Origin of the sequence: uncultured Deefgea sp., from assembly GCF_947072475.1 — a bacterium.
Lineage (GTDB): Bacteria > Pseudomonadota > Gammaproteobacteria > Burkholderiales > Chitinibacteraceae > Deefgea.
The window spans coordinates 24,146-36,564 of sequence record NZ_CAMTIA010000018.1 but is presented as its reverse complement, the minus strand read 5'-3'; the positions used below and the strand labels follow the sequence as shown (position 1 = coordinate 36,564).

The window sequence follows — 12,419 nt, the reverse complement described above, 5'->3', positions numbered from 1 at the left end:
CCCAAATTTACCCCAACAAAAGGAGAACGCGCGTGAGTGCAATTCGATTTAGCGCTGTTTTTTCAACCCTCGTCTTATGCGCCTGCTCTAGCACGCCAAATCCACCCGCGCCGATTGTTGATCGCAGTCATACGCCAGTTGCTGTGCCAACTTCTGCCGTGACACCTAGCCCAAGCTCGATCAACACTTATACAGTCAAAGCGGGTGATGGTCTTTATCGCATCGCACTTGCAAATGGCGTTAGTTATAAAGATCTAGTCGCTTGGAATCAAATTGAAGACGTGAATGGCCTTAGAATTGGTCAGGTTTTGCGTCTTGGCCCGGCCAATTCGACCATCACCACATCGGGCGTAGAAATTAGACCGTTGCTCGCCGATGGCACGACGACCAGCACCTTAGCAAATCAACCGGCCACTACCCAGCAATACCCTCGTGCGATTAAAGCGCCTTATTCTAAGCAAACCGCAAGTAGCATTGCCGCACTCGCCGAAGGACAAGCTGTTGTTGCAAAACAACAAAATATTTCAAGCCCCAGCAAATCAACGAGCAGTAAACCAGCCAGTGCACCTGCGTCGGCCTCTAAGGCAGTAAACGTAGAGAAATCAGGCGCTACAGTGGACTTAAATTCGAGCGAGAGTAACACCATTAGCGGCATCTGGGCGCCGCCGACGGCAGGCAAAGTAAGCTCTAGCTTTACCCCAGAAAGCAAAGGCATTGATATCAAAGGACAAATGGGGCAATCTATAGTTGCATCAGGCAGCGGTAAGGTTGTTTACGCCGGCTCTGGATTAAAGGGCTATGGCAGAATGCTCATTATTCAGCATAGTGATGGTTTTCTGTCTGCCTATGCGCACAACAGCAAATTACTCGTCAAAGAAAATGATCTAGTAAAAAAAGGCGAAAAAATCGCCGAAATGGGGAATAGCGATAGCGATCAGGTCAAGCTGCACTTCGAATTACGTAAGTTTGGTAAGCCGGTCGATCCGAGCAACTACATCAAGTTGAATTAGAGGCTGTATGAGCGATCAAATCGATATTTTAGAAGAAGATCTTGCTGACGAAGATGATGAACTCATTGAGGCAGATTCCGATGATGCTGAAGTCGATACCGAAGCCAAAGAAGAAACAGACCGTTACACCGCCGAAAGCACGGGTGATGTAACGCAAATCTATCTCAACGAGATCGGGCAAAGTAAATTACTAACCCCTGACGAAGAACGCGCGCTATCACGCCGCGTGGTGCAGGGCGATTTTTCTGCGCGACAGAAAATGATCGAACACAACTTACGCTTGGTGGTGAATATCGCCAAGCATTACATCAACCGTGGCATGACTTTGCTGGACTTGATCGAGGAAGGCAATATTGGCTTGATGCATGCTTTAGAAAAATTCGATCCAGAGCGTGGATTTCGTTTCTCTACCTACGCAACATGGTGGATTCGCCAGAGTATCGAGCGTTCGATCATGAATCAATCCCGCACCATTCGACTGCCGGTGCATGTCATTAAAGAATTAAATGTTTATCTACGTGCGCAGCGACATCTTGAAGCCAGCTTAGGTCACGAACCCGCCATTGAAGATATCGCGCATTTAGTCGGCAAAAATGTCGAAGACGTCCGCCGTGTCATGAGTTTAAATGAACGTGTTGCCTCATTAGACGCGCCACTGGATATCGACCCCATGCTTTCGATCGGCGAATCGATCCCTGATGAGCAGCATGATGGGCCTGAAGCCATCTTGCAAAATGCCGAAGTCGAGCGTTACGTCAAAGAGTGGCTCAAGCAACTCAATGACAAGCAGCGGATGGTGATCGAGCGTCGCTATGGACTCAATGGCTATGAAATCTGTACCTTAGAAGATTTGGCCGCCAATCTTAACTTAACGCGAGAGCGTGTTCGGCAAATTCAAATCGAAGCACTCGATCAATTGCGCCGTATTTTGCGCCGCTATGGCGTAGCCCGTGACGTGGTTCTCTAAATCATCACTTCAAAGTCAGACCAAATCAAACCATCCAAGCCATACCCCACATTCAGTTCAGTTCAATAAAAAATCCCCGAACAGCAATGCTGAATCGGGGATTTTTATGCACAACAGACCAAATTAGATGCCGCGCAACAGCTCGTTAATTCCTACTTTTGAGCGTGTTTTGGCGTCGACTTTCTTCACAATTACCGCGCAATACAAGCTGTACTTACCATCGGCAGACGGTAAATTGCCCGAAACCACCACCGAACCCGCAGGGATGCGGCCATAAGTGACTTCGCCAGTTTCACGATCATAAATGCGCGTTGATTGCCCAATGTAAACGCCCATTGAAATGACCGAACCTTCTTCAACGATTACGCCTTCAACTACCTCTGAGCGCGCACCGATAAAGCAATTATCTTCGATAATAGTCGGGCCAGCTTGCAATGGCTCAAGCACACCACCAATACCTACGCCACCAGAAAGATGAACGTTTTTACCAATCTGCGCGCACGAACCCACCGTTGCCCAAGTATCCACCATGGTACCTTCGTCAACAAAAGCACCAATATTGACGTAAGACGGCATCAATACAACGTTTTTGCCAATGTAAGCGCCTTTGCGGGCAATGGCATTTGGCACCACACGAAAACCGCCAGCACGAAAATCTTCTTCGGTGTACTCGGCAAATTTACTCGGCACCTTATCAAAAAACTGCGTGCAACCACCGTCTAAAACCACGTTGTCGTTGATGCGAAATGAAAGCAAAACTGCTTTTTTAAGCCACTGATGGGTCAACCATTGGCCATCAATTTTTTCTGCCACACGAAGCTGGCCTTGATCTAAAGCGGCGATCACTTCATTGACTGCAACACGTAGATCAGTAGAGACATTGCTCGGCGTAATATCCGCACGGTTTTCGAATGCAGTTTCAATAATGGCTTGCAAATGATTCATCTTGAGTATTCCTCGGGTTGGCAGATCAATAGAAATATATCTTAAATTTACGCAACAAATGCCAGCAAGCGAAAGGCATCAGGGCGTAGATTGCTTTAATGTCTTACAGTAATTCACAATACGATTCGCCGCAGTTATGCACTCAGCTAGCGGGGCGACCAGTGCAATTCGAATGTAACCGAGCCCCGGATTCACGCCATGCGCTTCACGCGCCAAATAAGAGCCCGGCAAAACAGTTACATGCTGCTGCTCATATAAACCGGCAGCAAAAGCCTCATCATCCATTGGCACCTTAGCCCATAAGTAGAAGGCCGCATCCGGCAAGGTAAGGTCGAGTACGGTTTGCAAAACACCCGTTACAGCGGCAAATTTTTCGGCATACAGTTGACGATTTTCGATCACATGCGTTTCATCGCGCCACGCGGCGGCACTGGCGGCCATGACCATAGGACTCATGGCGCAGCCGTGATACGTTCGATACAGCAAGAATTTTGCCAGAATCTGCGCGTCGCCCGCAACAAAACCTGAGCGCATGCCGGGCACATTTGAGCGTTTGGATAATGAAGAAAAAACGACGAGCCGCGTGTAATCTCGGCCCAGTAGACGCGCGGCTTCAAGTCCGCCTAGCGGCTTGTTATCGCCAAAATAAATCTCTGAATAGCATTCGTCAGAGGCAATCACAAAACCATATTGATCGGACAAAGCAAACAAATCCCGCCAATCATTCAGCGATGCCACCGCACCGGTAGGATTACCTGGAGAGCACGTAAATGCCACCTGCGTTCGAGCCCAAACCGCCTCAGGAACACTACCCCAATCAGGCTGAAATCGCTGCGACGCCGTGCAATTGACAAACCAAGGTTCAGCGCCAGCCAATAATGCGGCGCCTTCGTAAATTTGATAAAACGGATTAGGCGACAACACCACCGGGCGCTCACGCGTAGGATCAATAACGGCCTGAACAAAAGCAAACAATGCCTCACGACTGCCATTGACCGGTAAAATCTCTGTCAGCGGATTGGGCGCAGCGATATCATATCGACGCGCAAGCCACTCACTGATACTGCTGCGCAAATCGTCTGAGCCCAAGGTCGCTGGGTAGCTCGACAGACCCGACAGATTGTCAATCAGCGCCGTTTTAATCAATTCTGGCGCGGCATGTTTAGGCTCACCAATCGACAAATTAATCGGCTTTAAATCCTGATTTGGCGTCAAAGCAGCAAAGCGTTGGCGTAATTTTTGGAAAGGGTAGGGCTGAAGTAAGTTTAGTCGCGGCGACATTGCGCGGCTCTTAGGCAGTTAGGGAAGACGGCAATTATAACCTCTTACGCCGCGCCTGCGCCACGCAAGAAGCAGTAAAAGCAAGGCTTAGCGCACTTTCTCTACAAAATCGCGCATAAATTTCTTTAGCTTGGGCTCGATAATTGCCCGACAATACGGCTGGTTCGAGTGCAAGCGATAATAATTATGGTGATCTACCTCGGCAGGCCAAAATTCAGCAGCCATCAGGACCTGCGTCACAATAGCGTCAGCACTTTGCTGTGCAAGCGCCGCAATTTTGTTTTCTGCTGTAATCAGTTGCTCTGGGCTGCTCGCAAAAATAGCCGATCGGTACTGGGTGCCGACATCATTACCTTGCCGATTAAGCGTGTGCGGGTCATGGATGGCAAAAAAGATGTCGAGCAATTGGGCGGCGGTAATCACACTCGAATCGAACACAATCTGCACCACCTCGGCATGACCAGTATGGCCCTCACAGACCTGCCCATATTCAGGCTGATCGACATACCCCCCCATATAACCCGAAACGACAGATTCAACACCGCGCACTTGCTGGAACACGGCTTCTAAACACCAAAAGCACCCGCCAGCCAAAGTGATTGTTTCACGCATAACCGCTCCTTATTGACGCGCCGTTCTCGCATTACTGGGTTGAGCGGCATTAAAATTGGTTCTAAATGGATTGATATCCAAACCGCCACGTCGCGTATAGCGGGCATAAACTGCCAATTTCAGCGGCGCGCAATCGCGCATAATATCAACAAAAATCCGCTCAACACACTGCTCGTGAAATTCGTTGTGATTGCGGAACGAGATTAAATAACGCAGCAAACTCTCACGATTAATTGCTGTGCCGGTGTATTGAATTTGTACACTCGCCCAATCGGGTTGACCTGTAACGAGGCAGTTAGACTTTAATAAATCCGAAGTCAGCGTCTCAGTTGTGGTCGCCTCAGTGTTTTCACAACGCAAAATACCGGATTTAGGCGAATACAGATCAACATCAATATCTAAATTATCAATATTGTAGCCACTGAGCTCGGCCATTTGCTGTTGTGCAAATAAGGCTGGCTCAGTCAACTTCACTTGAACGGTTGCGCCTACACCCGCCGAAATATCTTTTTGCAGCAACTCGCCCAGCTGAGCAAAGCCATCAACCTTGGTTTGATTGAAGCTATTTAAATACAATTTAAACGACTTGGATTCAATAATGTTTGGGCTATTGGCTGGGATATGAAAGCTTGCAATCGCCACCTGCGGCTTACCCTTGGTATTCAACCAAGAAAGCTCATAGGCATTCCAGATATCCACCCCAAAAAAAGGCAGATTTTCACTAACCCCAATTTCTAGCCGCTTTTGCTCGCGGGCAATAGGAAACAATAAACTAGGGTCATATTCTGTAATATATTCGCTCGTTTTTCCTAGCGGCGAAAACTCAACTTCACTCATTGCTTGGCATCCATAAATCGTTTAACGGCTATAACCGTGGGCAATAATCAACTGCATTTTATCGGTATTTACGCACCAAACCCACCATAACGCCAAAAATTTCCAAACTCGCCTCTGGGCGAATAATGCTGTAGTCGGCATTGTGCGGGATCAAGAAGTAACCCGACTTGTCTTTGCCTAGCTCTTTTAGTGTGTATTCGTTATCCACAATCGCCACGACAATATCACCAACCAAGGCGGCATGGCGCTTTTCGACCACGGCAATATCACCATCAAAAATGCCGGCTTCCATCATTGAGTCGCCTTTGATTTTCACCAAAATCGACGACGCCGGTCGTGGCATCAAAAACTCATCCAGCGAGATAGCTTCACTCATCGCATCATTGGCCGCTGCTGGCAAGCCAGCAGGTAAGTTAAAATCAGCCAATTCGCGCTCAAAAAAACGTTTAGTGGGCGCCAAGCGCTTATCTGGTGTGACCTCAATAAAGCCCGCCAACGTTAGGCGCTTAACCAGTGCGGACACTGCCGATTTTGAGGCCATGCCTAATAGTTCGCCAATGGCCGAGTACGAGGGGATGTTGCGGTAATCCGCGTAGTAGTCTTGCAGTTTGCCCAGATATTCTGCATCACGATTGGGGTTGGCCATCGGGCACCTCGTAGTTTCGATATATCCCTATAGCGTATTGAACGTTCGTTCTAATGTCAAGCCAGCAGGGCGTGTAACTAGCGTACACAAGCAGGGCGGCAGTCGATTACAATGGCACTTTATTTTATTGCTTGAGTTTGCCGTGCGGATTTTATTAGCGCCCATGGAAGGGCTGTTGGACTGCGTACTACGCGACGTTTTGACCCGTGCTGGCGGGGTCGATCTCTGCGTTACCGAGTTTGTTCGCGTTAGTGGTAGCGTACTGCCGCACCGCACCTTCCAAAGAATTGCCCCCGAACTCAACACTCGGAGTCATACCCACAATGGCGTACCGGTACGTGTACAACTTTTGGGCTCAGACGCGCAGTGCTTGGCACAGAATGCCGCCAAGCTGGCTGAGCTCAACCCCTTTGGTATTGATTTAAACTTTGGCTGCCCAGCCAAAACCGTCAACCGGCATCGCGGCGGGGCGATTTTACTCAAAGAGCCCGAAGTAATTTATCAGATTGTCAGCGCGGTTCGTCAAGCCACCCCGGGGCATATCCCGGTAACCGCCAAAATGCGCCTTGGCTATGAAGATACCTCCCAGGCGATTGATTGTGCTCAAGCGATTGCCAGTGCCGGTGCCGCCGAGGTAGTGGTTCACGCCCGCACAAAAACCGATGGCTATAAGCCACCTGCCTACTGGGAATGGATTGCAGAAATAAAATCAAATATCAGCATCCCGGTGGTGGCCAATGGCGAAATCTGGACTTTGGCCGATTTTAAACGTTGCCAACAAATCTCAGGCTGCGATGACATTATGTTGGGGCGCGGCATTGTTGCCAATCCAGGCCTGGCTTTAGAAGCCAAACTGGGGCGAGCACTCAGCTGGCCAGAGTTGCAACCGTTGTTTTTTGTGTTCTGGCAGCAAGTTTTAACGCATTGCTATCCAAAACATCAAGCGGGCAGGGTAAAGCAGTGGCATAACTATCTACGCAAACACTACCCCGAGGCAGAGACTTTATTCCAGCAAATTCGAACCTTGAATTTACCCGAAGAAATCGAACAAGCGTACCCAGCATTCGTGCGAGTTGCCGACTAAGTCTCCGGCAAAGTTTGAATTAACTGCTCTAAAGCTTCGATCTGCGTCATGCCATTAGCTTCGCAATAGCGCTTTAGGCGTTGATGTAAACTCGCGTCAATTTCAACTGAGAGCGCCTTAGGCAGCCGTTGATTGTGATCGCGCGTCGCGCGACCGACCTGCATCGAGCGCGAGCGGCGCTTGCGCTCGGCAGCACTCATCGGTTTGCCATGGATTGCTGGACGACCGCGCTTCTTTAATAAGGGGATTTCAGGGAGTTCAAGCGTATGCTGATCGCTAGGGTGCTTCATAGTGTGACATGTCGCGAATTTATGGCGCTCTATTATCCTGCAGAACGCGCATTCAGACAATAGGCAACGACCTTAGATTGGCTTTAAGCAAACAATTACCACCCACACTTAAAGCGCCGCGTGCGCAGTTAACGCATGACTTTTAAAACCACAAACTTGGCATTTTGCGCTACGACATGGACTCGACGAAATTGCTTTTTTAAATCCGCCTGATAATCCAAGTGGCGATTCGCAACCACCCACAATTCACTCTCGGCATGCATGCATCGCTTGGCTTGCGTAAACATACTGCTGGCGATGTCGGTGGTGATGGTGTTTTGCTGATGAAATGGTGGGTTAATCAAAATCAAATCAAACTGCTGGGCCACATCCACCAATCCATCACGATGCAAAATCTCTACCGCCGCCTGCGGGTAATTGGCCGCAAAACTGAGTTGCGCCGATTCAACCGCCACCTTTGATTCGTCATACAAATACAAAGCCGCATCAGGATGGCGCTGATGATAAGCCAAAGACAGTAAGCCATTACCGCAACCCACGTCGGCTACCGTTTTTGCCGAAGGTAACTGCGAAAAATGCTCGATAAAAAAACGTGACCCGATGTCCATTTTTTGCTCAGCAAAAACCCCAGCCACATTTTGCAATGTCAAACCAAGCTCAGGCACTGACTGACAGTAGGGCAGCATACGCTGCTGATTCGGCCGCAAATTAGCACGGTACATTCTGGCTTTGCGCTGTGTTGGAAGGTACTCAACATCATCACAATACTGCTTGATTAACGCCAAATGTCCATTACTCACGTGCTTTTGCATGCCCGAAAAATACACTTCGACGGGTGTCGTTACCCCACTAGCCAACTGAAGTAGCTGCGCCTCAAGCATGGACAGCGACTTGGGCAACTTCACCATGGCGCAAGTCACGCTTTGATCGACGTAATCAATCCAATCTGCGCGCGTATTTTGTTCGATCGCATGCCGTGAACACCACGAATCATTAATATGAAAGACGGCGGCAGCGCCACATTGAATTGCCATTGCATGCAAAGCGCCGAAACTATCATTGAGCAAAACAAACGTAGCGTCTTTGCGGATAAAACTGGCTAAATACGCATCTGCAGCATCCCAGGCCTGCAAATCTTTGGCATGTTTAACGGGATAGCGTTGCAAATTAAGCGCAGCAAACGGCGCAGAGGGCAGTAAATCAGCGGACATCAAATTTTCTTTATAAAGCTACAGATCGAGCGATCTTGTTCGAGGCGCAATTCTAACAGCTCAACACCAAACCCGCCGCATCGCCGCGCAATCGCAGGCCAACCCCTTGGCTGGCGGTGGCCACACTCGCGTATTTATGTAAGCCTATACTCAAATCAAACTCCTACAGGCCAGCCAAAGCATGAACTACACCGACGACAGAATGGGTAATGAGCCAGTCAAACCCAATCGAATCTTACCGATGGTTGTGTTTTTCTGCATATTGAGCGCTGCGCTTTTTGGCGCCTATCGCGCGGGCGTTTTACCGCATTACACTTTCTTAATCGACGACAATAAGATTGAGTTCATTCGTGACGACGTCAAATATTTGGCCGAGCAAGCGCAAAAGGGAGAAGCAATTGATGACGCCAACCGTAAAGTCATCGCCGCCAATCGCCAAGCCTTAAACGCTTATGCTGAAAATACACCAGACTCAGGCTCGACATTGGAAATTCAGCACGCGGATCCATCTGATCACACAATAGTGACCAACGGCTACCAGTCAGAAACAGCAAACTCAACTCAAATAGTGAAATGCCTTTCCGCCGAAGGCCGGGTTGTTTATCAAACCAGTCATTGTGTAGACAACGGCCTAACGCCGGTCAAGGTCTTAAGCCAACCTGAATTGCAGCATTCTAGAGCCGACGCATTCCAAACCAACGCAGTCAGCTCATCGCCAGAAACCTACAGCCCGGCGATTGCACGAATCAACAACGAATCCAAGCGCGACTCGCCGTACTGCAAAAACATTGAATCCGAACGTGAGCGCATCCGCGTGCAGCAACGAGTGAACTCAACCCAATATTTGCGCGACCAATACAATCGACTCAGCAAAATCTGGCATGACGATTGTTTTAATGCTTAATTTGCACGAGCAGGGGATTGAGTGAGCGAGACCTCGGGACATACCAACAAAGGAATACACGCCAAAACACAGCAAACCCAATACTGGCACCGGCTTGAGTCAATACAGTTATTTTACTTTACATAATGGTTCTTATGTACAGGACGCTAGCCAAAGTGGTGTACAAGCCAAAGCCTTGTATTTAAAGGCTTGTGGAAATATACCCATTAAATCAGCGGTGAAGTGGTATTAAAGCACAGTCTGTAAGAATTGGTAAAAACCCGTGAGCCATTGTGGACATAAATTGGGGTCGTGGCTCACCCATGAGCCAAAGTGGGGGTATTACTGCACACCCCCACATTTCGGAGTTCTTTTTGAGATTTGTGATTTTATACAGATTCTTTCTAAAACCTTTCTCGCTTGGTTTTGTAAGAATCAAAGACAAACAAGGAGGACTCAGACAGAGTTAAAACCGGTTTTTAGGGTGCGGTAATCATTTGCGAAGCGGTGAGGGCAGCGAACGCAGAGGGGCATTTTTGTTGCTTTACGTGGCGTTCTTTTTTTACAGGGTGGTGGTTGCTACTGGTCTCCGGCGAGACCAGCGCGGACAGATTCGTTTTTCATAGGCCGAACACCATGCAGTGCGGCCCTTTAAACGTCGTTAATTCTTCTTGGCTTCCAAATTCAAAAGCAACGTCAAAAGCAAAACCGTCGCGATCGCGGCGGCTTCGCCTTGCTGCGACAACTGCAATAAATTAGCCGGGCACGAAAATGACAATGTTGTGCCTGGCTAAATCAAAATCAATTAAATAAAACCTCAACAAGAGAATGACCTGTCGAAATGCAGTCTTGCTGCTGATACACAACAGAGCCAGCAGCCGTTTTGCATTTATAAATCTGGTTTGGGTTTGGGGCCTTAACTTCTTGAGCTGGCAAACCTTTAAATGAAAGCGTGGCATCCCGTTCAATATAAGTCTCTTCAGGGTGCGACGAGACAAATAAATCCTGAGGGTCATCAGCAACTACAGGAGCGGGCAGAGTGGCAGACAAATGCGCAGGGTCGTCACGAACAAGCTCAAGGGTGTTGCCTCGAACCATTATTGTGTAATGCGGCAATCGACCGGAAAAGTAAGCCCAAAGCAGCAACGAAGAACAGAGCAAGCAAACAACTAAAAGGGCGGGGATGAATTTAGAGCGAGGGGCAGGACGGTAAAGCGCCGAATCCATATCGTAGTTCATCTGCATCAACCTAAAAATAGATTGACGCAGTTTACGTAAATTTAAGCGACCAAGAAAAGGTTAATTAATAACCTTTCATACAATATTTATATTTCAGATCAGAGAGCCGCTTGTATTCGTCGCGCAGATATTGCGTAGATTTAGCCCGTTGCTGATTCTGGACGGACTCAATTTGCCGATTCACATCGCTGCAATATTGTGAATCACTAGCATGAGAAAAAGCAGCTAGGCCGCCAAGCATTAAACCAAAAATAAAATTGATAATCTTAAACACGGGATTGTCCTAAAGAGTCGTTTCGAGGGACTGGGGCAGCACTGGGCAAGCTACATACGACGAAAAACGGGTCAATGCCTTCATATTGCAGCTTAGCGACACAATCAGAAACATAGGTAACTTGATAACCGGCTTTAATCAATTCGTCGCTAGAAATTTGATTAATCGGGCGTTCATTTTGTGTAACTATAAAAGTCATTAAAGTACGCGCACCGGAGGTCATAACACCTTGCAAATGTAAATTAAGGCTTTTAAAAGGGTGGTCTTTGGGTTCGCTTGCTATCTCTGCTTCTGGCTTAGCAGGTTCTTCTGGTGACAACTCAGCAACGACAGAAGATGCGGACGGAACATAGGGCGGCGTAACATAAGTCAAATCGGGAGCCCTCCCCGCAAGCGGGGGCCCCTCCCCATCTGACTGAGTTACCGCCGTATCGTTTGAATACATGGCGTAAGCTTTATACCCAATAAACAGCAACGGCAGAACGATAAAAGCAATGGAGCCAATAAACCATTTTTTAAATGCTGGGTTAATATCTTTTGCGTCGGACTCAATCACCGCAGTGGCCGAAGCGGTATGACTTTTATAAAACTGAAAATACTTAGATTCATAATCACGTTCGCTAGTGCTCATAACTTCACCGCGAATGCCATCTTGTACTTTTCTGATGTAGCGATCTGACTTGCCAAAGGCCATCATCTTTTTAACGCGGTAGACCATTTGCACCATGTCGCGGATATCGCTATGAATCTTGCCATAAGCTTGAGTCACCAAAATAATATCAATCCCCGCGTGACGGTGTTCAGCAAAAAATTCTAGTACGTCTTTATCGCAACCGATACGCGGGAACATCTTGTGGCATTCATCAATGACAAATAAAGCGCCGCGACCAGTTTCAGGACAGCGCCAATCGTCCTCAAAATCAGCGCGAACAGCAAAGCAATGGCCTTTCTCTGCTTTGGTTTTAGTACGAATTTCTAAGAGCTTGCGAGATTCGGGCACCGCACCATAAAAAGCTTCAAGATTTAAAGGAAGGTTTGTAATGACTTTTCGGCCATCTTCTAGCGTTGGCAGAATATGAAAAGCCACGGCTTCATAACTCTTGCCGCCACCTGGCTGACCTAAAATCATGTTTAACATTT

The 12,419-nt window shown here is 48.1% G+C and carries 14 protein-coding genes; 4 read left to right on the top strand and 10 right to left on the bottom strand.

Annotated features, from left to right (window positions below):
- Positions 1-32 precede the first annotated feature (32 nt).
- Both Q0V82_RS08130 and rpoS read left to right on the top strand, forming a co-directional pair.
- Positions 33-1,010 (top strand): peptidoglycan DD-metalloendopeptidase family protein, encoded by a 978-nt coding sequence (locus Q0V82_RS08130; protein ID WP_297574511.1) that lies wholly within the window; start codon positions 33-35, stop codon positions 1,008-1,010.
- Between the two features lie 7 nt (positions 1,011-1,017).
- Positions 1,018-1,977, top strand: coding sequence for an RNA polymerase sigma factor RpoS (gene rpoS, locus Q0V82_RS08125; protein WP_297574508.1), 960 nt, complete (start codon positions 1,018-1,020; stop codon positions 1,975-1,977).
- A 123-nt stretch (positions 1,978-2,100) separates the two neighbouring features.
- On the opposite strand, the gene dapD is transcribed toward rpoS, so the two are convergent.
- The 5 genes from dapD to Q0V82_RS08100 all read right to left on the bottom strand — a co-directional run bounded on the left by dapD (position 2,101) and on the right by Q0V82_RS08100 (position 6,298).
- Entirely contained in the window at positions 2,101-2,922 is an 822-nt protein-coding gene (dapD, locus tag Q0V82_RS08120; RefSeq protein WP_297574504.1) for a 2,3,4,5-tetrahydropyridine-2,6-dicarboxylate N-succinyltransferase, read from the bottom strand.
- Positions 2,923-3,000: 78 nt separating this feature from the next.
- Positions 3,001-4,203 carry a succinyldiaminopimelate transaminase gene (gene dapC / locus Q0V82_RS08115; protein WP_297574501.1) on the bottom strand — a complete coding sequence of 401 codons (1,203 nt, stop codon included), beginning with the start codon at positions 4,201-4,203 and terminating at the stop codon, positions 3,001-3,003.
- Between the two features lie 87 nt (positions 4,204-4,290).
- Positions 4,291-4,815 carry a peptide-methionine (S)-S-oxide reductase MsrA gene (msrA, locus tag Q0V82_RS08110; protein WP_297574498.1) on the bottom strand — a complete coding sequence of 175 codons (525 nt, stop codon included), beginning with the start codon at positions 4,813-4,815 and terminating at the stop codon, positions 4,291-4,293.
- A gap of 9 nt (positions 4,816-4,824) precedes the next feature.
- Positions 4,825-5,652 (bottom strand): NADPH-dependent 7-cyano-7-deazaguanine reductase QueF, encoded by an 828-nt coding sequence (gene queF, locus Q0V82_RS08105; RefSeq protein ID WP_297574495.1) that lies wholly within the window; start codon positions 5,650-5,652, stop codon positions 4,825-4,827.
- A 58-nt stretch (positions 5,653-5,710) separates the two neighbouring features.
- Positions 5,711-6,298, bottom strand: coding sequence for a LexA family transcriptional regulator (locus tag Q0V82_RS08100; protein WP_226762820.1), 588 nt, complete (start codon positions 6,296-6,298; stop codon positions 5,711-5,713).
- A gap of 37 nt (positions 6,299-6,335) precedes the next feature.
- Here Q0V82_RS08100 and Q0V82_RS08095 point away from each other — a divergent pair, with 37 nt between their 5' ends.
- Entirely contained in the window at positions 6,336-7,382 is a 1,047-nt protein-coding gene (locus Q0V82_RS08095) for a tRNA-dihydrouridine synthase (protein ID WP_308445221.1), read from the top strand.
- Here Q0V82_RS08095 and Q0V82_RS08090 read toward each other — a convergent pair.
- Positions 7,379-7,672 (bottom strand): RepB family protein, encoded by a 294-nt coding sequence (locus Q0V82_RS08090; RefSeq protein WP_297574490.1) that lies wholly within the window; start codon positions 7,670-7,672, stop codon positions 7,379-7,381. The genes Q0V82_RS08095 and Q0V82_RS08090 overlap by 4 nt on opposite strands.
- A 128-nt stretch (positions 7,673-7,800) precedes the next feature.
- Positions 7,801-8,883 (bottom strand): class I SAM-dependent methyltransferase, encoded by a 1,083-nt coding sequence (locus Q0V82_RS08085; RefSeq protein ID WP_297574487.1) that lies wholly within the window; start codon positions 8,881-8,883, stop codon positions 7,801-7,803.
- Between the two features lie 181 nt (positions 8,884-9,064).
- Between Q0V82_RS08085 and Q0V82_RS08080 the strand changes: the two genes are divergently transcribed.
- Positions 9,065-9,787, top strand: a complete 723-nt coding sequence (locus tag Q0V82_RS08080) for a hypothetical protein (RefSeq protein ID WP_297574484.1) — start codon at positions 9,065-9,067, stop codon at positions 9,785-9,787.
- Positions 9,788-10,567: 780 nt separating this feature from the next.
- Here the strand turns inward: Q0V82_RS08080 and Q0V82_RS08075 are convergent.
- From Q0V82_RS08075 to Q0V82_RS08065, 3 genes are all read right to left on the bottom strand, one after another.
- On the bottom strand, positions 10,568-11,005 hold the full coding sequence (locus Q0V82_RS08075; protein WP_297574482.1) for a hypothetical protein: 438 nt from the start codon (positions 11,003-11,005) through the stop codon (positions 10,568-10,570).
- A gap of 64 nt (positions 11,006-11,069) precedes the next feature.
- Positions 11,070-11,279, bottom strand: coding sequence for a hypothetical protein (locus Q0V82_RS08070; protein WP_297574481.1), 210 nt, complete (start codon positions 11,277-11,279; stop codon positions 11,070-11,072).
- On the bottom strand, positions 11,272-12,417 hold the full coding sequence (locus Q0V82_RS08065) for a zonular occludens toxin domain-containing protein (RefSeq protein ID WP_297574479.1): 1,146 nt from the start codon (positions 12,415-12,417) through the stop codon (positions 11,272-11,274). The genes Q0V82_RS08070 and Q0V82_RS08065 overlap by 8 nt, the downstream gene beginning before the upstream one ends.
- Positions 12,418-12,419: the final 2 nt, after the last annotated feature.

Excerpts from the sequence above, each read along its gene's own strand:
- rpoS (WP_297574508.1), top strand. The coding sequence starts at position 1,018 with ATGAGCGATCAAATCGATATTTTAGAAGAAGATCTTGCTGACGAAGAT.
- dapD (WP_297574504.1), bottom strand. The coding sequence starts at position 2,922 with ATGAATCATTTGCAAGCCATTATTGAAACTGCATTCGAAAACCGTGCG.
- dapC (WP_297574501.1), bottom strand. The coding sequence starts at position 4,203 with ATGTCGCCGCGACTAAACTTACTTCAGCCCTACCCTTTCCAAAAATTA.
- msrA (WP_297574498.1), bottom strand. The coding sequence starts at position 4,815 with ATGCGTGAAACAATCACTTTGGCTGGCGGGTGCTTTTGGTGTTTAGAA.
- queF (WP_297574495.1), bottom strand. The coding sequence starts at position 5,652 with ATGAGTGAAGTTGAGTTTTCGCCGCTAGGAAAAACGAGCGAATATATT.
- Q0V82_RS08100 (WP_226762820.1), bottom strand. The coding sequence starts at position 6,298 with ATGGCCAACCCCAATCGTGATGCAGAATATCTGGGCAAACTGCAAGAC.
- Q0V82_RS08090 (WP_297574490.1), bottom strand. The coding sequence starts at position 7,672 with ATGAAGCACCCTAGCGATCAGCATACGCTTGAACTCCCTGAAATCCCC.
- Q0V82_RS08085 (WP_297574487.1), bottom strand. The coding sequence starts at position 8,883 with ATGTCCGCTGATTTACTGCCCTCTGCGCCGTTTGCTGCGCTTAATTTG.
- Q0V82_RS08080 (WP_297574484.1), top strand. The coding sequence starts at position 9,065 with ATGAACTACACCGACGACAGAATGGGTAATGAGCCAGTCAAACCCAAT.
- Q0V82_RS08075 (WP_297574482.1), bottom strand. The coding sequence starts at position 11,005 with ATGAACTACGATATGGATTCGGCGCTTTACCGTCCTGCCCCTCGCTCT.
- Q0V82_RS08065 (WP_297574479.1), bottom strand. The coding sequence starts at position 12,417 with ATGTTAAACATGATTTTAGGTCAGCCAGGTGGCGGCAAGAGTTATGAA.